The organism is Streptomyces sp. NPDC000229, assembly GCF_040300825.1.
GTDB lineage: Bacteria > Actinomycetota > Actinomycetes > Streptomycetales > Streptomycetaceae > Streptomyces.
In genome coordinates this window covers 25,110-45,059 of sequence record NZ_JBEPEL010000061.1, presented here as the reverse complement: position 1 = coordinate 45,059, position 19,950 = coordinate 25,110, and the positions used below count along the sequence as shown (strand labels likewise).

Annotated in this window: 16 protein-coding genes; 10 read left to right on the top strand and 6 right to left on the bottom strand. The window is 72.5% G+C overall.

Features of this window, described 5'->3' with window-relative positions; translation table 11 throughout:
* Nucleotides 1-282 precede the first annotated feature (282 nt).
* Both ABT360_RS25480 and ABT360_RS25475 read left to right on the top strand, forming a co-directional pair.
* Nucleotides 283-1,095, top strand: a complete 813-nt coding sequence (locus tag ABT360_RS25480; RefSeq protein ID WP_351820876.1) for an SAM-dependent methyltransferase — start codon at nucleotides 283-285, stop codon at nucleotides 1,093-1,095.
* Nucleotides 1,092-3,260 (top strand): putative bifunctional diguanylate cyclase/phosphodiesterase, encoded by a 2,169-nt coding sequence (locus ABT360_RS25475; RefSeq protein WP_351820873.1) that lies wholly within the window; start codon nucleotides 1,092-1,094, stop codon nucleotides 3,258-3,260. Before ABT360_RS25480 ends, ABT360_RS25475 begins: the two co-directional genes overlap by 4 nt.
* A 91-nt stretch (nucleotides 3,261-3,351) precedes the next feature.
* Here ABT360_RS25475 and ABT360_RS25470 read toward each other — a convergent pair whose 3' ends face one another.
* The gene (locus tag ABT360_RS25470; RefSeq protein ID WP_351820870.1) at nucleotides 3,352-4,239 is read right to left on the bottom strand and encodes a LysR family transcriptional regulator; all 888 of its coding nucleotides are present in this window, start codon (nucleotides 4,237-4,239) and stop codon (nucleotides 3,352-3,354) included.
* Nucleotides 4,240-4,336: 97 nt separating this feature from the next.
* On the opposite strand from ABT360_RS25470, the gene ABT360_RS25465 reads away from it, so the two are divergent.
* The 5 genes from ABT360_RS25465 (at nucleotide 4,337) to melC2 (ending at nucleotide 9,262) form a co-directional block, all read left to right on the top strand.
* Nucleotides 4,337-5,041: a succinate dehydrogenase cytochrome b subunit gene (locus ABT360_RS25465; RefSeq protein WP_351820867.1), complete on the top strand. Its 705-nt coding sequence runs from the start codon at nucleotides 4,337-4,339 to the stop codon at nucleotides 5,039-5,041.
* Nucleotide 5,042: 1 nt separating this feature from the next.
* Nucleotides 5,043-6,983, top strand: a complete 1,941-nt coding sequence (locus ABT360_RS25460) for a fumarate reductase/succinate dehydrogenase flavoprotein subunit (protein WP_351820864.1) — start codon at nucleotides 5,043-5,045, stop codon at nucleotides 6,981-6,983.
* Entirely contained in the window at nucleotides 6,980-7,732 is a 753-nt protein-coding gene (locus ABT360_RS25455; RefSeq protein ID WP_351820861.1) for a succinate dehydrogenase/fumarate reductase iron-sulfur subunit, read from the top strand. The genes ABT360_RS25460 and ABT360_RS25455 overlap by 4 nt, the downstream gene beginning before the upstream one ends.
* Before the next feature lie 295 nt (nucleotides 7,733-8,027).
* Complete coding sequence (melC1, locus tag ABT360_RS25450; RefSeq protein ID WP_351820858.1) at nucleotides 8,028-8,411, top strand: apotyrosinase chaperone MelC1; 384 nt, start codon at nucleotides 8,028-8,030, stop codon at nucleotides 8,409-8,411.
* A 23-nt stretch (nucleotides 8,412-8,434) separates the two neighbouring features.
* Nucleotides 8,435-9,262, top strand: a complete 828-nt coding sequence (gene melC2, locus ABT360_RS25445; protein ID WP_351820855.1) for a tyrosinase MelC2 — start codon at nucleotides 8,435-8,437, stop codon at nucleotides 9,260-9,262.
* A gap of 253 nt (nucleotides 9,263-9,515) precedes the next feature.
* On the opposite strand, the gene ABT360_RS25440 is transcribed toward melC2, so the two are convergent.
* The gene (locus tag ABT360_RS25440; protein ID WP_351820852.1) at nucleotides 9,516-10,535 is read right to left on the bottom strand and encodes an MsnO8 family LLM class oxidoreductase; all 1,020 of its coding nucleotides are present in this window, start codon (nucleotides 10,533-10,535) and stop codon (nucleotides 9,516-9,518) included.
* Nucleotides 10,536-10,583: 48 nt separating this feature from the next.
* Between ABT360_RS25440 and ABT360_RS25435 the strand changes: the two genes are divergently transcribed.
* The gene (locus ABT360_RS25435) at nucleotides 10,584-11,072 is read left to right on the top strand and encodes a phosphatase domain-containing protein (RefSeq protein WP_351820849.1); all 489 of its coding nucleotides are present in this window, start codon (nucleotides 10,584-10,586) and stop codon (nucleotides 11,070-11,072) included.
* Between the two features lie 24 nt (nucleotides 11,073-11,096).
* Here ABT360_RS25435 and ABT360_RS25430 read toward each other — a convergent pair whose 3' ends face one another.
* From ABT360_RS25430 to ABT360_RS25415, 4 genes are all read right to left on the bottom strand, one after another.
* Nucleotides 11,097-11,324: a dodecin gene (locus ABT360_RS25430; protein ID WP_351820882.1), complete on the bottom strand. Its 228-nt coding sequence runs from the start codon at nucleotides 11,322-11,324 to the stop codon at nucleotides 11,097-11,099.
* Between the two features lie 89 nt (nucleotides 11,325-11,413).
* The gene (locus ABT360_RS25425) at nucleotides 11,414-12,448 is read right to left on the bottom strand and encodes an ABC transporter ATP-binding protein (protein ID WP_351820846.1); all 1,035 of its coding nucleotides are present in this window, start codon (nucleotides 12,446-12,448) and stop codon (nucleotides 11,414-11,416) included.
* Nucleotides 12,445-14,031 (bottom strand): ABC transporter permease, encoded by a 1,587-nt coding sequence (locus ABT360_RS25420; protein WP_351820844.1) that lies wholly within the window; start codon nucleotides 14,029-14,031, stop codon nucleotides 12,445-12,447. The genes ABT360_RS25425 and ABT360_RS25420 overlap by 4 nt, the downstream gene beginning before the upstream one ends.
* Nucleotides 14,032-14,033: 2 nt before the next feature.
* Nucleotides 14,034-15,050 carry an iron ABC transporter substrate-binding protein gene (locus ABT360_RS25415; RefSeq protein WP_351820842.1) on the bottom strand — a complete coding sequence of 339 codons (1,017 nt, stop codon included), beginning with the start codon at nucleotides 15,048-15,050 and terminating at the stop codon, nucleotides 14,034-14,036.
* Between the two features lie 195 nt (nucleotides 15,051-15,245).
* Here ABT360_RS25415 and ABT360_RS25410 point away from each other — a divergent pair, with 195 nt between their 5' ends.
* Together ABT360_RS25410 and ABT360_RS25405 are read left to right on the top strand one after the other, a co-directional pair.
* Nucleotides 15,246-17,846: an AMP-binding protein gene (locus tag ABT360_RS25410; RefSeq protein ID WP_351820839.1), complete on the top strand. Its 2,601-nt coding sequence runs from the start codon at nucleotides 15,246-15,248 to the stop codon at nucleotides 17,844-17,846.
* A gap of 131 nt (nucleotides 17,847-17,977) precedes the next feature.
* Complete coding sequence (locus ABT360_RS25405; RefSeq protein ID WP_351820879.1) at nucleotides 17,978-19,249, top strand: extracellular solute-binding protein; 1,272 nt, start codon at nucleotides 17,978-17,980, stop codon at nucleotides 19,247-19,249.
* Nucleotides 19,250-19,950: the final 701 nt, after the last annotated feature.

Here is a 19,950-nt window from a genome sequence, read left to right as displayed (position 1 = left end):
GATCACATGTCTGGATCTCGTGCCTCCTGCAGACCGCTCCCTCGCGGTGCGCCGGCCGGACCCCCCGCCGGCCCGCCGCCCCACGCGCCCCGCGTGAGCGGCGGGCCCGGTCGTGCGTGCCACGGAACCGCACGTGCCGCTGTCCAATGACCGAGACGTGTGACCAAGAACGGATCGATAATTTCCGTTTCCCCTCGCTCTCCAGGCGGGCGATCAGTAGCCTCGGCTCGAACACTGGCCATGAACATGGCCGCATCCCGTGGCGACTTGTTGGAGACATCGATGGAGCGTCCCGCCTGGGCCCCGCCGGGCATCGACATTTCGGTGCCGAGCGTGTCCCGCATTTACGACTACTACCTGGGCGGCTCGCACAATTTCGAGGTGGACCGGGAAGCGGCCCGCAAAGCCATGGAGTTCATGCCGGGCCTTCCCAAAATCATGCAGGCCAACCGCGCCTTCATGCGCCGGGCCGTACGGTACGCCGTGAGCGAGGGCGTGACCCAGTTCCTGGACATCGGCTCCGGCATCCCGACCTTCGGCAACGTCCACGAGGTCGCCCAGGGCGCCGACCCGGACGCCCGCGTCCTGTACGTCGACCACGACCCCGTCGCGGTCGCCCACAGCAAGGCGGTGCTGGAGGGGAACGCCGGCGCCGCTGTCCTCGCCGGTGACCTGCGCAAGCCGCAGGACATCCTCACCGCCCCCGAGACCGGCGCCCTGCTCGACCTCGACAGGCCGGTCGCCCTGCTCCTCGTCGCCGTGCTGCACTTCGTCCAGGACGCCGACGACCCGGACCGTGCGCTCGCCGAGCTGCGCGGCGCCCTCGCGCCCGGCAGCCTCCTGATCCTCACCCACGCCTCGTACGAGGGTGTCCCGGTGCCCCAGGAGCGGGCGGGCGGTGCGGTGAAGGTCTACAAGGACATCCGCAACCCGCTGATCATGCGTTCGCGCGAGGAAGTGGCACGCTTCTTCGAGGGCTTCGACATGGTCGAGCCGGGCCTCGTGCAGATGCCGCACTGGCGGCCCGAGAACCCCGTCGACCAGGAGGATCCATACGCCTTCTCGGGCTTCGCAGGGGTGGGGCGCAAGGCGTGAACATGCCGGCGCAGGCCCCCGGTTCCGCCGTGGAACCGGACGGCCTGGAGGACAGACTCCAGCGGTTCGCGACCATCTGGGGCCGGGCCATATTCCCCGTGACGGCCACGTCGCTGACCCGCTCCGAGATAGAGCGGCATCTGCTGCCGCTGGCACGGGACCTGAGCGACGCCCTGCACGCGCGGCCGTTCGACCCGGCGCCCGCGCACCGCGTCGGCGCCGCCCTGGTGACCGCGCACTGCACCGACCCGGACGCCCTCAGCCGTACCCTCGGCGTGGTCGACTCCTATCTGGTGCTGTACTGCGGAGGCGACGGCGAGTCCGCCGCCGCGGAGGAGCTCCGGGCCCGCTGCGCCCGGCTCCAGCACGCACTGGCCGCCGGCTTCGCCCAGGCGCTGCGCGAACGCACCCTCGCCGAGCAGGAGGCCATCGCCCGTTCGGCGCTCATGGCCCGGAGCTTCGCCGAACAGGCCCTGCACGCCACCGAGGCCCGCTTCCGGGCCGTCTTCGAGGGCGCGGCCCTCGGTATCGGCATCGCCGACCTCGAGGGCAACATCCTGGAGGTCAACGGGGCCCTCACCCGGATGTTCGGCGGTCTGGAGCACCACGTCCGCGGCCGCAAGGTCAGTGAATGGGTCCACCCCGAGGACGCGCCGCACGTCTGGAAGCTGTACGGGGAGCTGGTGCGCGGCGAGCGGGACCACTTCCAGGTCGAGAAGCCCTTCTACCGCGGCGACGGCACGGTCCTGTGGACCAACCTGACGGTGTCCCTCCTGCGGGACGCCGAGGGCCGCCCCCAGTACCAGCTGGCGCTGATGGAGGACACCACCGAGCGCCGGCTGCTCAATCTGCGGCTGCGGTACGAGGCGACGCACGACGCGCTGACCGGGCTGCCCAACCGCACCCTCTTCTTCGAGCGGCTGGACAAGGCGCTGTCCGCCACCGACGGCAGCCGCTTCGGACTGTGCTACCTCGACCTCGACGGCTTCAAGGCCATCAACGACAGCCTCGGCCACGCGGCCGGCGACCGGCTGCTCGTCGAGGTCGCCGACCGGCTCCAGAGCGTCGCGACCCGGCCGGGCGAGATGGTGGCCCGGCTGGGCGGCGACGAGTTCGTGGCGCTCACCACCGGCACGGACACCGAACAGCAGGCGGACGAGCTCGCCCACCGCATCCTCGCCGCCCTGGCCACGCCCGTCCGGCTGGACGGGCGCGAGCTGACCGTGCGCGGCAGCGTCGGCATCGTCGAGGGGCCCGCCGGGGAACGCGGGCCGGCGGAGGTGCTGCGCAGTGCCGACATCACCATGTACCGGGCCAAGGCGGCGGGCGGCAACCGCTTCGAGCGGGCGGACCCCGAGGCGGACGCCCGTGCCATCACCCGGCACGGCCTGACGACCGCGCTGCCCGCGGCCCTGGACCGGGGCGAGTTCTTCATCGAGTACCAGCCGCTGGTGCACCTCGGCGACGGCAGCGTGCACGGCGCGGAGGCGCTGGTGCGCTGGTGCCACCCGCAGCACGGCGTGCTCGGCCCCGACCGGTTCATCCCGCTCGCCGAACACACTGGGCTGATCGTGCCGCTCGGCCGCTGGGTGCTCCAGGAAGCCGTGCGCCAGGCCAGGTTCTGGAACCGGAGCCACGCCGACGGCGGGCCCCTGCGCATCAACGTCAACCTGTCGCCGACGCAGCTGCACCACCCCAACCTGGTGGCCGACACCGTCGACGTACTGGAGCGTTCCGGGCTCGACCCGGGCGCGCTGTGCCTGGAGGTGACCGAGTCCGCGCTGATCGGCGCCGACGAGGACCTGCTCAAGCCGCTGCGGCAACTGGCCGAGATGGGCGTGGACATAGCCCTGGACGACTTCGGCACGGGCTACTCCAACCTGGCCAACCTGCGCCGCCTCCCGGTCAGCGTGCTGAAGCTGGACCGCTCCTTCACCCAGAGCATGCAGCAGCACCCGATCGACCCGGTGGACCTGAAGATCGTCGAAGGGATCGTCTCCCTCGCGCACAGCCTGGATCTCGCGGTGACGGTGGAGGGCGTCGAGACGGGCGCGCAGGCGGAGCAACTGCGCGAGCTGGGCTGTGACACGGCCCAGGGCTGGTACTACGCCCGCCCCGGCGCCCCGGACCGCATCCACTCCCTGGTCCTGGCGGACGCGGTGTAGCCGGTCGGGGGCACTCGTCCCGGGGAGGGGCCCCAGGACGACGTCCTGGGGGAGGGACGGGTGGGCACGACCGGACCACCGGGCGGCACCATCACGGCTTCGCCCGGTGCGCCAGCAGCAGCCGCTGAAGCTCGCGAGCCGCCCGCGGCGGTGCCACGTCGCTCCGGTGCGCGAGCGCGATGGTGCGGCGCAGCCCCGGCCGCGCCAGCGCCGTCACCCGCAGGTCACGGCCCGCCCGCGCGGCCACCATCGCGGGCACCACCGCCATCCCCAGCCCCGCCCGGACGAACCCGAGCACCGCGTCCATCTCGCCGCCCTCCACCGTGAACGACGGCTCGAACCCCTCTGCCCGGCACGCCGCCACCGTCAGCTCCCGCAGGTCGTACCCGTGCCGGAACATCACCAGCGGCTGCCCCTCCAGATCCCCGATCCGTACCGGCCGGCGCGGGGCCGGGGCCGCCGCCGAAGAGACCACCACCAGGTCCTCGTGGAGCAGCTCCACGGTCGTCAGCGCCGGTGACGGGGTCGGCAGCGGCAGCACCACCAGGGCGAGGTCGAGCGCCCCGCGCGCCAGCTCGCGCACGAGGTCGTGCGAGCCGCTCTCCTCGATCAGCAGCTGGATGCCCGGATGCAGGTCGTGGAAGGAGCGCAGCACGTCGGGCAGCAGACCGGTGCACAGGCTGGGCGTCGCCCCCAGCCGCACCCGCCCGCGCCGTAGCTGGGCCAGCTCCTGCACCTCGTGGCGCGCGGTGTCGGCGTCCGCCAGGATGCGGCGGGCCAGCGGCAGCAGCGCCTCGCCCGCGTCCGTGAGGGCGATATTGCCGCGCGCCCGGCTGAAGAGCTCGGCTCCCAGTTCCTTCTCCAGCGCTCTGACCTGCTGCGACAACGAGGGCTGGGAGACGTGGACGCGCTCGGCGGCCCGGGTGAAGTGACGGGTCTCGGCCACCGCCACGAAGTACTGGAGCTGCTGGAACTGCATGACACCCACCCTACGCCGCTCCATAGGCATCGCCTATGGAGATGAGCCGGACCATGTCTTGGACCTCTGGCCGGGTGGCCGCCTACCGTCTGGTGCCATGGCTCTGGCAACGCGGACGAATCGACAACCGTCCCTCACGCGCACGTTCTGGGGATCGACCGTCGGCAAGAAGACGGTCATGGCCGTCAGCGGCCTGATCATGATCGGCTACCTCGTCGCCCATGTGATGGGCAACCTGAAGGTCTTCTTCGGCCCCGGCGAGTTCAACGCGTACGGCCACTGGCTGCGCACCATGGGCGAGCCCGTACTGCACTACGAGTGGGGTCTGTGGATCGCCCGCGTGGTGCTGCTCACGGCCGTGATCGCCCACGGTGTCTCCGCGTACCAGCTCAGCAGGCGCGACATCAAGGCCCGCCCCACCGCGTACGTGCACAAGCGCCGCCGCGCGAGCTACGCGACCCGCACGATGCGCTGGGGCGGTGTGATCGTCGCGCTGTTCATCGTCTGGCACATCCTCGACCTGACGACGCTGACCGTGAACCCGAACGCCCAGCCCGGCCATCCGTACGAGAACGTCGTCGCGACCTTCTCCACCTGGTACGGCAACGTCATCTACATCGTCGCGATGCTCGCCGTCGGGCTGCACATCCGGCACGGCTTCTGGTCGGCCGCCCAGACCCTCGGCGTGGGCAACGCGAGGCGAGAGCGCGCGCTCAAGGCCCTCGCGGGCGGCCTCGCGCTCGTGCTGACCGCGGGCTTCATCTCCGTACCCGTCGCCGTCATGACCGGAGTGGTGAGCTGACATGAGCTACCTCGACTACCAGACCGGCGAGCCGATCGCCGACGACAAGGCCCCCACGGGCCCCATCGCCGAGCGGTGGGACAAGCGCCGCTTCGAGGCGAAGCTGGTCAACCCGGCCAACCGCCGCAAGCACACGATCATCGTCGTCGGCACCGGCCTCGCGGGCGGATCCGCCGGCGCGGCCCTCGCCGAACAGGGCTACCACGTCGTCCAGTTCTGCTACCAGGACTCCCCGCGCCGGGCCCACTCCATCGCCGCGCAGGGCGGCATTAACGCCGCCAAGAACTACCGCAACGACGGCGACTCCATCCACCGCCTCTTCTACGACACCGTCAAGGGCGGCGACTTCCGGGCCCGCGAGTCCAACGTGCACCGGCTCGCGCAGATCTCCGTCGAGATCATCGACCAGTGCGTGGCACAGGGCGTGCCCTTCGCCCGGGAGTACGGCGGCCTCCTCGACACCCGCTCCTTCGGCGGCGTCCAGGTCTCGCGTACCTTCTACGCCCGCGGCCAGACGGGGCAGCAGCTGCTGCTGGGCGCCTACCAGGCGCTGTCCCGGCAGATCGCGGCGGGCAACGTCGAGATGCACCCGCGCACCGAGATGCTCGACCTGATCGTGATCGACGGGCGGGCGCGCGGCATCGTCGCCCGCGACCTGATCACCGGAAAGATCTCGACCCACTTCGCGGACGCGGTCGTCCTGGCGTCCGGCGGCTACGGCAACGTCTTCTACCTGTCGACGAACGCCATGAACTCCAACGCCACCGCCATCTGGCGGGCGCACCGGCGCGGCGCGTACTTCGCCAACCCCTGCTTCACCCAGATCCACCCCACCTGCATCCCGCGCACCGGCGACCACCAGTCCAAGCTGACCCTGATGAGCGAGTCGCTGCGCAACGACGGCCGCATCTGGGTGCCCAAGGCGCGGGGCGACCGGCGGCCGCCGAACGAGATCCCCGAGGACGAGCGCGACTACTACCTGGAGCGGATCTACCCGTCCTTCGGCAACCTCGTCCCGCGCGACATCGCCTCCCGCGCCGCGAAGAACGTCTGCGACGAGGGCCGCGGCGTCGGCCCCGGCGGCCAGGGTGTGTACCTGGACTTCGCCGACGCCATCCGGCGCATGGGCAGGGCCAAGGTCGAGGAGAAGTACGGCAACCTCTTCGAGATGTACGAGCGGATCACCGCGGAGAACCCGTACGAGGTGCCGATGCGGATCTACCCGGCCGTGCACTACACGATGGGCGGCCTGTGGGTCGACTACGACCTCCAGACCACCGTTCCCGGCCTGTTCGCCGTCGGTGAGGCCAACTTCTCCGACCACGGCGCCAACCGGCTCGGCGCGTCCGCGCTGATGCAGGGCCTGGCCGACGGGTACTTCGTCCTGCCGTCCACCATCAACGACTACCTCGCCCGCAACCCGCTCACCGAGCCGGTCACCGACGAGCATCCGGTGGTACGGGAGGTGGTCGGTGAGACCGAGGACCGGCTCGCCCGGCTCCTCGCCGTCGACGGGGACCGCACCCCCGACTCCTTCCACCGCGAGGTGGGCGAGCTGATGTGGGAGTTCTGCGGCATGGCCCGCTCCGACGAGGGCCTGCGCAAGGCGCTCGACCGGATTCCCGCGATCCGTGAGGAGTTCTGGCGCCGGATCAAGGTCCCGGGCACGGGGGAGGAGTTCAACCAGTCGCTGGAGAAGGCCAACCGCGTCGTCGACTACCTGGAGCTCGCGGAGCTGATGTGCCTCGACGCGCTGCACCGCTCGGAGTCCTGCGGCGGTCACTTCCGCGAGGAGTCCCAGACCCCCGACGGCGAGGCGGCCCGCAAGGACGACGAGTTCGCCTACGCGGCCGCCTGGGAATTCACGGGGGCCGCCCCCGTCCTGCACAAGGAAGACCTCGTCTTCGAGTACGTCCACCCCACCCAGCGGAGCTACGCATGAAGCTCACCCTGCGCGTCTGGCGCCAGAAGAACGCCGACGCCCCCGGCACCATGGCCACCTACGAGGTGGACGGCATCTCCGAGGACATGTCGTTCCTGGAGATGCTCGACACCCTCAACGAGGAGCTCATCCTCCGGGGCGAGGACCCGGTCGCCTTCGACCACGACTGCCGCGAGGGCATCTGCGGGGCCTGCTCGCTCGTCATCAACGGCGACGCGCACGGCCCCGAGCGCACCACGAGCTGCCAGCTGCACATGCGGGCGTTCGAGGACGGCGACACGATCGACATCGAGCCCTGGCGGGCCGCCGCCTTCCCGGTGGTCAAGGACCTGGTGGTGGACCGCTCCGCCTTCGACCGGATCATCCAGGCCGGCGGTTACATCAGCGCCCCCACCGGTTCGGCGCCGGAGGCGCACGCCACGCCCGTGCCCAAGGCGGACGCCGACTTCGCCTTCGAGCACGCCGAGTGCATCGGCTGCGGCGCCTGTGTGGCGGCCTGCCCCAACGGTTCGGCGATGCTCTTCACCTCGGCGAAGGTCAACCACCTCAATGTGCTGCCGCAGGGCGCTCCGGAACGGGAGACCCGCGTCCTGGACATGGTCCGCGTCATGGACGAGGAGGGCTTCGGCGGCTGCACCCTCACCGGCGAGTGCGCCACCGCCTGCCCCAAGGGCATCCCGCTGCCGTCGATCGCGGCGATGAACAAGGAGTGGCTGCGGGCGACGCGTAAGGCGCCGCGCCGCACCTGATTCAGGACAGTCTCAGGGCGTGAGCAATACCACGCTTAATGCCCCGGAGCGGAAGATTCTTCGTGAAGCCGCCGTGCTCTCCGTGATACTTCCGTTCCGGGGCTTCCCCATGCCCGTCAGCAGCAAGATCAACTCCGTTCAATTCTGCACTATAAATACCGAGTTGCCCGAATCGCAGCCAACCGACACGGGCGGAATTCCTGACTCCGGAAACCCCCGGTAGGCATGGGTCGTGCCGGGGGCAATTGACCACACCCCCGGCGCACCCGACCACCGCATCACACAGGGGGGACCCATGACCAGAATCACCCGCCGCCGCGCTCTCGGCGTCGCCGCCTCGGCAGCCGCGGGCCTCGCCGCCGGACGCGCCCTCACGGCCCCCGCCCAGGCCTCGGCCGCACCCGCCCACCGGGGCACCGCATCGGAGGAGTTCGACGAGATCTACCTCGGACGCCGCATACAGGGAGCCGCTTCGCACGGAGGCGGCCACCACGGGGACCACGGCGGCGGCTACGCCGTACGCATAGACGGCCGGGAACTCCACGTCATGCGGAACGCCGACGGCACCTGGATCAGCGTGATCAACCACTACGAGCCGCTCGCCACGCCCCGCGCCGTGGCCCGCGCCGCGGTCCGCGAACTGCAGGGCGCCCTGCTCGTACCCGTCGTCACCGCCTGACCACCCTGGGGAGCCGCACCACCATGACCGTACGCAAGAACCAGGCCCAGCTGACCGCCACCGAGAAGCGGAACTTCGTCAACGCCGTGCTGGAGCTCAAGCGCACCGGCCAGTACGACACGTTCGTCACCACGCACAACGCCTTCATCATGAGCGACACCGACAACGGCGACCGGGTGGGCCACCGTTCGCCGTCCTTCCTGCCCTGGCACCGACGGTTCCTCCTCCAGTTCGAGCAGGCCCTCCAGGCCGTCGACCCGACCGTCGCCCTGCCCTACTGGGACTGGACCGTGGACCGCACACCCCGCGCGTCACTGTGGGCCCCCGACTTCCTCGGCGGCACCGGCCGCGCCCGTGACGGCCAGGTCATGGACGGTCCGTTCGCCCGCTCCGGAAACCGCTGGACGGTCTCCGTACGCGTCGACGGCCGCGACTACCTGCGCCGCGCCCTCGGTGCCGGCGGCCGCCAACTCCCCACCCGGGCCGAGGCCGACGCCGTCCTCGCCATGGAGACGTACGACATGCCGCCCTGGAACAGCGCGTCAGACGGCTTCCGCAACCACCTGGAAGGCTGGCGCGGCGCCAACCTCCACAACCGCGTCCACGTGTGGGTCGGCGGCCTCATGTCCACCGGCGCCTCGCCCAACGACCCGGTGTTCTGGCTCCACCACGCGTTCATCGACAAACTGTGGGCCGACTGGCAGGCCCGCCACCCCCGCTCCGGCTACCTGCCCACCGCCGGCACACCCGACGTCGTCGACCTGAACGACACCATGCGCCCCTGGAACGACGTCACCCCGGCCGACATGCTGGACCACACCCGGCACTACACGTACGACACGGCCGCCTAGGGTCCGCCGCGGCAGCCGATCGGCCGGCCCCGGTCCCAGCGACACTCCGGCCGTGCGCCCACACACCCACCGCGCCGTCGATCGGCTGCGCACCGGACGGGGAAACCCCCGGCGGGACAGCGGCGGCCGGAGCCGGGCCCCGGGACGCTCACCGGGCCGCGCCCTTACCTCGGGTGGTGTCCCGGGCCCCCGGATCGACCGCGAGGTGCGGTGCCCGGGCGTCACGAGCCCAGCAAGATCCGAACGAGAGGCCCTAGGCGTGTGCGCCGGTCAGGCCCGCGACACGGGCCAGCCCGGCGTATGAGTCCCGCAGTGCCGCACGGTCGTACGTACTGGTCGTGACCATGATCTCGTCGGCCGCCGTCTCCTTCACCGCCTTCTCCAGCGCGTCCCGCACCTGTTCCTCGGTGCCGTGGATGTGGCCGCGCAGCGCCGACTCGTAGAACTCCCGCTGCCTGTCCGTCATCGTCAGCCCCTCGATGCGCTCCGGGGGCGCGAGCGGCGGGAAGACGCCCTGGGTGCGCGAGTACGCCAGCGACCACGCCTCCGGCATCAGCAGCCGCGCCGCCTCCTCCTCGGTCTCCGCGACCGCGACGGTGCCCGCGACGACGACGTACGGCTCCTGTGACCAGACGGACGGGCGGAAGTCCGCGCGGTAGCGCTCGATCGCGGCCACCACCTTCGCCCGGCCCTTCAGGTCCCCTATCACCAGCGGCAGCCCCGCGGCGGCGGCGATGGCCGCACCCTCCCCGGTGGCCAGGACGTACGGAGGCACCCGCAGCCCCTCGGCGGGGCGGGCGTGCACCTGCGGATGCGCCGTCTGCCTACCCGTGAACCAGCCCAGCAGCTCCGCCAGCTGCCCCGCGAAGTCGTCGGCGTCCTTCTTGTCACGGCCCAGCGCCCGCCGTATCCCGTCCGTGAAGCCCACCGAACGGCCCAGCCCCATGTCGATCCGCCCCGGGAACAGGGACTCCAGCACCCCGAACTGCTCCGCCACCACCATGGGCTGATGGTTCGGCAGCATCACCCCGCCCGTGCCCACCCGGATCGTGCGGGTCGCGGCGGCGACGGCGGCGGCCAGCACGGTCGGGGCCGAACCCGCGACGCCCGGCACACTGTGGTGCTCCGAGACCCAGAAGCGGTGGTAGCCGAGCCCCTCAAGCTCCCGGGCGAGGTCCACGGTGGCCCGCAGGGCCTCGGGGCCGTCCTTCCCCTCGCGGGTGCGGGAACGGTCCAGTACCGAAAAACGCGTCGCAGCGATCAATGAGCTCACGCCCTGGTTCAACGCCTGCGCCCGGTGGGGATTCCCTACGCTGGGGCCGTGACACGAAACAGCAGGCCACTGGCCGTATTCGACCTGGACAACACGCTGTCCGACGCAGGCCACCGGCAGCGCTTCCTGGAGCGCAGGCCGCGCGACTGGGACGCCTTCTTCGCCGCCGCCCCGAAGGACCCGCCGCTCGCGCCGGGCGTGGAGCTGTGCCTGGAGGCGGCCGAGGACTGCGACGTGGTGTACCTCACGGGACGACCCGAACGGTGCCGCGAGGACACGGTCGCGTGGCTCGCCGACCACGGGCTGCCCGAGGGCCCCGTCCACATGCGCCGCAACCATGACCGCCGCCCGGCCCGGGTCACCAAGCTGGAGATCCTCCGCCGGCTCTCCGCGAACCGCGAGATCCGCATGCTCGTCGACGACGACGAGCTGGTCTGCGACGCCGCCGAACGGGCGGGTTTCCGCGTCGTACGGGCCCGCTGGGCCCCAAGTTCCCAGGCGCTCGAGGAGGCCCAGGAGAAGGAGGGCCGGACCTGACCGGTTCGCCGGCCGGCCGACTCGTCAGCCGGCCGCGTCGGCGCCGTCCTCCAGCCGGAAGCCGACCTTCAGCCCGACCTGGTAGTGGGCGATCCGCCCGTTCTCGATGTGCCCCCTGACCTGCGTGACCTCGAACCAGTCCAGGTTCCGCAGCGTCTCGGAGGCGCGCGCGATGCCATTGCGCATCGCGTCGTCCACGCCTTCGTGCGAGGTGCCGACGATCTCGGTGACGCGGTAGGTGTGGTGCGACATGGAGGTCTCCTCGTTCGCCCGGTCGTCATCGCCCGGGGTGCGTCCTTCCACGGTGCACCACCACGCCCGGGTCCGCGCGGCATGCGGGCTCAGGGGTGGAGCGTCGCCTCCCCGGTGACCCGGATGCCCACCTCGCCACCGGGCCGTACCGCCACCGGTCCGGCGGCGCGGACGTCCACGGGGGTGGCCAGACCGTCGACGTCGACGGTGACCATCGCGTCGTGTCCGTAGAACCGGACGTCGACGACCGTGCCCCGGGCGGGCGCCCCGGCCGGCTCGGTCAGGCGGAGCTGCTCGGGCCGCAGCAGCACGGTGCCCTCCTCCGGCACGGCGGCCTCCGCGAGCACCACCGGCCCCAGGGCAGTGGTGGCCGTCTCGCCCTCGACCGTGCCGGGTACGAGGACGGCGTCGCCGACGAACGCGGCCACCCACGGGTCGGCCGGGCGGCGGTACACCTCCTCGGGCGTGCCGCACTGGGCGACCCGGCCGCCCCGGACGACCGCCACCAGGTCGGCCGTGGACAGGGCCTCCTGCTGGTCGTGCGTGACCAGCAGCGCGGTGGCGCCCGTGGCCCGCAGCGCCGCCCTGACGTCGGCGCGCACCCCGGCCCGGAGCGCGCTGTCCAGCGCGTTGAACGGCTCGTCGAGCAGCACCAGGTCCGGCTCCGGGGCCAGGGCACGGGCCAGCGCGACGCGCTGCTGCTGGCCCCCGGACAGCTCGTGCGGCATCCGGGCGCCGTACCCGGCGAGGCCGACCAGCTCCAGCATCTCCTCCGTACGCCGGTGCCGGGCGCCCCGGTCGAGCCCGGTCAGCCCGAACGCGACATTGCGGGCCACGCTCAGGTGCGGGAAGAGGGCGCCCTCCTGCGGGACGATGCCGATCCGCCGCCGCTCGGGCGCCACATGCGTGCCCGGCCCGCCCAGGAGCCGGTCACCGACCGCCACCGTGCCCGCGTCGGCACGCAGGAAACCGGCGACGATCCGCAACAGGGTCGTCTTGCCGCAGCCCGAGGGGCCGAGCACGGCCGCGAGGGCCCCGCCGGGCACGGTGAGGTCGAGCCCGCGCAGCACGTCGCCCTCCGGCCCGTACGCCTTGGCCAGCCCCTGGATGCGCAGGTCGTTCATGGGCGGTGCCTTCCGAGGAGGTAGGAGGGGACGGCGGCGAGGAGGATGAGCACGGCCGCGTACGGTGCCGCGGCGGCGAACGATCCGGCTCCGGTCTCCGTCCACAGCCGGGTGGCGAGGGTGTCCATACCGGTGGGGCGCAGCAGCAGGGTGGCCGGCAGCTCCTTCATGCACACCACGAACGTCAGGGCGGCACCGGCGGCGACCCCCGGCGCGGCCAGCGGCACGGTGACGTCCCGCAGCACGCGCAGCGGTGAGCGCCCCAGCGAGCGGGCGACGTCCTCCAGCACGGGCGGCGCCTGGAGCACGGCCGCACGGGTGGCGGCCACCGCGACCGGCAGGAACAGCACGGCGTACGCGCAGACCAGCAGCGGCAGCTCCTGGTACACCGGCCGGGCGTACCGCACCGCGAAGAACACCAGGGCCAGCCCCACCGTGATGCCGGGCACCGCGTGACCGGCGTACGCGGCCTGCTCCAGCAGGTGCGCCGCCCGGCCCCGGTGGCGTGCCGCGATCACCCCGACGGGCAGGGCGAGCAGCGTGGTGAGCGCCGCCCCGGCGGCGGCGACGCCGAGCGTCGTCAGCGCCGTGTCGGCCAGCGTCGCGGGGGCCCAGGTCGCCGACGTACCTCGGGCGAGCCAGTAGCCGAGCGTGCCCAGCGGGAACGCCACGGCGGCGGCCACGACCGCACCGCACCACCCGAGCGCGGGCCACCGCGTCCCGCCGAGCCGGGCGAGTACGGCCGGACGCGCCGTCCCCGTACCGGTGCGGGCGTGGCCCGCCCGGCCCCGGGTGCGCGCCTCGGCGGCGACCAGGACGACCGTCATGACGACGAGCACGGCGCTCAGCGCGGCGGCCGGCGTCCGGTCGAAACTCGCCCGGTAGGAGGTGAAGATGCCCCGCGTGAACGTGTCGTACCGCATCAGCGACACGGCGCCGAAGTCGGACAGCACGTACAGCGCGACCAGCAGCCCGCCACCGGCCGCCGCCGGGCGCAGCTGGGGGAGCGTCACCCGGAGGAACGTGCGCAGCGGTCCGTGCCCGAGCGAGCGCGCGACCTCCTCCTGCGCCGGGTCGGTGCCGCGCAGCGCGGCGGCGACCGGCAGGTAGACGTACGGGAAGCTCACCAGCGTCAGAGCCAGCGCCGATCCGGTGAAGCCGGCCAGCGACGGGACGGCGGACAGCCAGGCGAAGGCCGCCACATAGCTCGGCACCGCGAGCGGCAGCGTCACCAGCACCGACCAGGCGCGGGCGCCGGGCAGCGCCGTGCGCACGGTGAGCCAGGCCAGCGACACGCCCAGCACCAGGCACGCGGCGACCACGGCGGCGGTGAGCCCGAGGCTGCGCAGGAGCAGCAGCCCGGTGCGCTCGTCGGCGACGACGTCCCACGCGAAGGCGGGTCCGCGCTCCAGCGCCCTGACGGCCAGGTAGCCGAGCGGCAGGACGGCGAGCGCCGCCGCGAGGCAGGCGGGAGCCATGAGCGCCCAGGAGGGCCGGAGCCCGGCGCGCCCCCGCCCGGCGGGCGCGGGGCCTGCCGGGCGGGGGTCGCGACGTGTCCGGACGGGGGAATCCGGTGCGGTCACCGTCAGACCATTCCGACGTCCTGGAGCATGGCCAGGGTCTCCTTGAGCGAGTCCAGCCTGCCGAGGTCGATCTTCGGCGGCTGGAGCGACTCCAGCGGCGGCACGCCCTTCGCCGTCTTCACACCGGCGGCCAGCGGGTACTCCTTGGTCTCTTCCGCGAAGTACTTCTGGGACTCGGCGGACAGGAGGAAGTCGACGGCCTTCTGAGCGAACTCGGCGCGCTTCTTGTCGCCGCCCTTCAGGATGCCCGCGCCGGCCACGTTGACCAGGCCGCCCGGGTCGCCCTTGGGCAGGAAGTGGACCTTGGCCTCGACCTTGTCCTCGCCCTCCTCGGCGACCTTCTCGTACCAGTAGTAGTGGTTGAGCAGGCCGAGCGAGACCTCGCCGGAGTCGACGGCGTTGAGGACGTCGGTGTTCTTGTCGTAGGCCTTGACGCCGTTGGCCTTCAGCCCCTTGAGGAAGGTACGGGTGGCGTCGTCGCCCTCCAGAACGCGCATGCCGGTGACGAACGCCTGGAAGGAGGCGTTGGTCGGGGCGTAGCCGACCTTGCCCTTCCACTCCGGCTTCACCAGCTCGTGCACGCTGTCGGGGGGCGTGGTCACCTTGTCGGCGTTGTACGCGATGACGCGGACCCGGCCGCTGACGCCGGTCCAGTCGCCCGCGGCGCTCCGGTAGGCGGGCGCGACCTTGTCCAGCGTCGCCTTCGGCAGCGGGGCCAGGCTGCCCTCCTTGGACAGTGCGCCGAGCGCCCCCGCGTCCTGCGACAGGAACAGGCCCGCCTCGGTCTTGTCGCCCTCCTCGAGCAGCTGCGCCGACATCTCGGCACTGTCGCCGTAGCGGACTTCCACCGTGGTGCCGAGGTGCTTCTCCAGCTTCTCGATCAGCGGCTTGACGAGGTTCTCGTTGCGACCGGAGTAGATGACGAGGCCGGCCGGATCGTCACTGCAGGCCCCGAGGGCGGGCAGAAGCAGACCTGCCGCGACGGCGGCTGCGAGACGGCGGGCCAAGGGGCGGCGCATGAGGTGCCTTCCTGACGGGAGGAGCGAAGCACAGGAGCGGAGAACCTGTGAGCTCCCTATGGATAAGGTAAAGCTAACCTCACCGTCAATCACGGCGTGATAACGGACTGCCTACGGTGTGTCAGCTGACGGGCCGCCACCTTCGTGACGTTTCTGTGCCTTTCCAGCAAAGTAAGGTCTGCCTAAGATGCGCCCGTGCTCCTCACCACCGACCTGCGCCCGGATGCCAGGGCCGTCCCGTTCGCGCGCCGTCTGGCGACCTTCGGCGACCGCCCCGCCCTGATCACCCGGGACGGAGAGGTGTCCTACCGCGGTCTCGCCGACCGGGTCGCAGCGACCGCCCGCCGCCTCGGCCCGGTGCGCCGCCTGGTGCTGCTCGCCGGCTCCAACACCGTCGACGCTCTCGTCACCTACCTCGCCGCCCTCGCCGCCGGCCACCCCGTCCTCCTGGTGCCGGGGGACAACGCCGAAGCGGTCCGGTCGCTCACCGACGCCTACGACCCCGACGTCGTGGCCGCCCCCGACCGGCAGGGCACCTGGACCCTCGACGAACGGCGCGCCGGCTCCGCACACACCCTGCACGAGGACCTCGCGCTCCTCCTGAGCACCTCCGGCACCACCGGCTCGCCCAAGCTCGTCCGGCTCTCCCACGACAACCTCCAGGCCAACGCCGAGTCCATCGCCGAGTACCTCGGCATCCGTCCCGACGACCGGGCCGCGACGACCCTGCCCATGCACTACTGCTACGGGCTGTCCGTCATCAACAGCCACCTGCTCAGCGGCGCGGGGCTCGTCCTCACCGGGCTCTCCGTGACCGACACCTGCTTCTGGGACCTGGTCCACGCCCGCCGCGTCACCGCCTTCGCCGGCGTCCCGTACACCTTCGACCTGCTCGACCGGATCGGTTTCGCCGACATGGACCTGCCGCACCTGCGGTACGTCACCCAGGCCGGCGGCCGACTGGCCCCCGAACGGGTCGCCCGCTACGCCGGCCTCGCCGAGCGCCAGGGCTGGGAACTCTTCGTCATGTACGGGCAGACCGAGGCGACCGCCCGCATGGCCTACCTGCCGCCGGAGCGCGCGGCCGACCGCCCGCAGGCGATCGGCGTCCCCGTACCGGGCGGGTCGTTCCGTCTCCAGCCGCACCCCGACTGGCCCGAGCCGGACACCGGCGAACTGGTCTACCGCGGACCGAACGTCATGCTCGGGTACGCCGAGACCCCCGGCGACCTCGCCCTCGGCCGCACCCTCGACGAACTGCACACCGGTGACATCGCGCGCCGCGCGCCCGACGGGCTCTACGAAGTCGTGGGCCGCGTCAGCCGGTTCGCCAAGATACGCGGCCTCCGGGTCGACCCGGAACGCATCGAGTCGACGCTCGCGGACCGGGGCATCACCGCGTACTGCGCGGGCGGCGACGACCGGCTCGCCGTCGCGGTCGAGGCCGGCGCCGGTGCGGACGAAAAGCGCGTACGCCGGCTGGTGGTACGGGAATGCGGCCTGCCGCCCGGCTCCGTCCACGTCCGCGTCCTGCCAGAACTGCCCAGGCTGGCATCCGGAAAGCCGGACTACCGGGCCGTACGCGAGCTGATACCCGCCGACGTCTCCCGCCCCCCGGCGTCCCGGGGACCCGCCGACGCGGCACGGCTGTGCCGCCTGTACGCCGAGATCCTCGACCGGCCGGACGTCACCGAGGACAGCAGCTTCACCGGCCTGGGCGGCGACTCACTCAGTTACGTCGAGATGTCCCTGCACCTGGAGCAAACCCTCGGCCACCTGCCGGACCACTGGCACACCCTCCCGATCCGGGAACTGCTCCAGGCGCCGCCGCCGACGGGGACGAAGCCGGCCACCGGGCGCCGCCGGCGCACCCTCGACACCAGCATCGCGCTGCGCGCCTTCGCGATCGTCTGCATCGTCGGGTCGCACATCCCCGTCTTCCACATCAAGGGCGGTGCTCACCTGCTGCTGGCGGTCGCCGGGTTCAACCTCGCCCGCTTCCACCTGACGTCCGCCGGACGCCGGGCACGGGTCCAGCACGCCCGGCGCAGCATCACACGCATCGCCGTGCCGACGATGGCCTGGACCGCCCTGATGCTGCTGCTCACCGAGGACTACGGGCCGGCCACCCTGTTCCTCTTCGAGAGCTTCCTGCCGCCGCGCGAGGGCCATGTGGCGCCCTTCTGGTTCATCGAGGTCCTCGTTTTCCTCCTGATCGTGGTCGCCGCACTGCTCACCGTGCCGGCCGTCGACCGCCTGGAGCGGCGCCACCCCTTCGGGCTCCCCATGGCGCTCGCGGCGCTCGGGCTCCTGACCCGGTACGACCTCCTCGGCCTCCGCGAGCGGATCCACCTGCCGTCCGCGTTCGTCGTCCCGTGGCTGTTCGCCCTGGGCTGGGCCGCCGCGAAAGCGAGCACCGTGGGGCAACGGCTCCTCGTCACCGGGGCCGCCCTGCTCACCGTCCCGGGCTTCTTCCCCGGCGAGCCGGCGCGGGAGGCCCTGATCGTGGCGGGTTTCGTCCTGCTCGTATGGGTGCCGAGCCTGCCGAGCCTGGGGCCGGTCAACCGGGTCGCGTGCCTGCTGGCAGGCAGCTCGCTCCACATCTACATCGTCCACTGGCAGGTGTACCCGCGCGTCGACCAGTTCTCCGGCTGGGCGGCGCTGCTCGCCTCACTCGCCGCGGGGGTGGTGTACGCGGCGGTGGGGGCCCGGGCGGCCCGGAGCCTGACCGCCCTGCCTCCGGCATTCCGGCGTGCGGGTTCCCGGCGTGCGGTGTTTCGGAGGGCACGGGCGTGACCCCGACCCCTTGACCCGCCACTTGGTCCATACCAAAATCCAGCCATCACGCCCGCGGCGAACCGGCTTCGCTTCCCCCCACGTCGGGTCAACTGCCCCTGCACACGCAAAAGGTGACCTACGTGACCTCCGTGAAGAAGCGCTTCCTGGCCTGCGCCTGCGCGCTCGTGTCCACGGTCCTGCCCGGTACGACCGGGTGCGGCCTCCTGCCCGGCGACGGGGCGGACGGCACCCGCACGGTGACGGTGTGGCTGATGAAGGGCAGCGTGTCCGACGACTTCCTGGAGCGGTTCACCACCGCGTACGAGAAGGAGCACCCCGGTGTTGAGGTGGAGGTCACCTTCCAGGAGTGGACCGGCATCGGCAAGAAGGTCACCGCCGCGCTGGAGAGCGACGACGCCCCCGACGTCATCGAGGTCGGCAACACCCAGGTCGCCCAGTACGCCGCGACCGAGCTGCTGCACGACCTGACGCTCGAATCGGTGCGGGATCTCGGCTACGAGGACTGGCTTCCCGGCCTCGCCGAACCCGGCAAGGTGCACGGCGCCCAGTACGGCATCCCCTGGTACGCCGCGAACCGCGTCGTCATCTACAACAAGGACCTGTTCGCCCGGGCCGGGATCACGACGCCGCCCAAGACCCGCGAGCAGTGGCTGGAGGAGACCGAGAAGCTCGACGAGGGCCCCGGCGGCACGCAGGGCATCTACCTCGCCGGGCAGGACTGGTACACCCTCGCCGGGTTCGTCTGGGACGAGGGCGGCGAACTGGCGGTGGAGAAGGGCGGGAAGTGGACGGGCGCCCTGGACAGCCCCGCCGCGCTGCGCGGCATGGCCGTCTACAAGGACCTCCAGGCGCTCGGCGGGGGCCCCAAGAACGCCGACGAGGAAACCCCGCCGCAGGCCCAGGTCTTCGCCGAGGGCGACGTCGCCCAGATCATCGCGCCGCCGAGCGCCGCAGCCGCCATCCAGGAACGGAACCCCGCCCTCAAGGACAAGCTCGGCTTCTTCCCGATCCCCGGCAGGACCGCCGACAAGCCGTGCGCGGTCTTCACCGGCGGATCCGACCTGATCATCCCGCTGAACTCGGACGACCGGCACGCCGCCATGCAGGTCGTCGCGGCGCTGGCCGGCGAGAAGTGGCAGACCGATCTCGCCCGCACCATGAACTACGTCCCCAACAAGTCGTCCCTCGCCGGCGCCGTCCGGGGCCAGGAGGCGACCGCGGCGATGGCCGCCGCCGCCGCGCGCGGCCGGGCGACCCCCAACTCGCCGGAGTGGGCGGACGTCGAGGCGGCCAACCCGATCAAGCCGTACATGACCGCGGTCCTGGAGGGCGAGTCCCCGCAGCGCGCGGCGAAGGCGGCCTCGGCCAGGATCACCGCCATCCTGAGCGGCGACCGGTAACCCCGGCGCCGGGCCCCCTGCCCCCGGGCGCCGGTGCCCCGGTCCCCTGCGCCGGGCCCCTGCGCCCCGGGTGCCGGTGCCCCGGCCGTGTCGCGGCAGCCCCTCCGGGCTGCCGGGCACTCCGGAGCCCGTCCCGGGGCAGGGGCGGGCCTGGGCCACGGCGCGTCCCGGCGCAGCGCCAGGGTCCCGGGCAGGGCGGGATTCGCGACACCGTCCGTGCTGCCCGGCGCCTGCCGTCCCGGTGGGGGCAGTCCCGGTGCGGGCGGCCGCACGGAGCGAGGGGCCCCGGCCGGACCGGTCACCGTCCGGCGGCAGGCGCCCCACCGGGGGAGCACCCGCGGCGGCCGGTCCTGGCGGCAGGCGGCCGGTCGGCGCTCCGGCAGGCGCTGCCGACGACCCCGGAGGGCGCCCGCCGTACCCGCCACTCACCGCACCGCGTCCCGGCCGGGCCCGGGCTGGACCCGGGCGGAGGCCATTCCGGGCGCGGGAGGCCTTCCGCGCACCGGGCCGGGTCCGCTTCCAGGCCGGGTCCGCGTACCGGGCCGGGTCCGCGTACCGGGCCGGGTCCGCTTCCGGGCCGGGCCTGCATCCGGGCCGGACCCGCGCACCGGGCATTCAGCCGTCGCACATCCACGCTCCGCCGCGCGGTCATGTCGAATCCAGCCGGCCACGGAAGAAGTAAGGGGCCGGGCCGCCGCAGC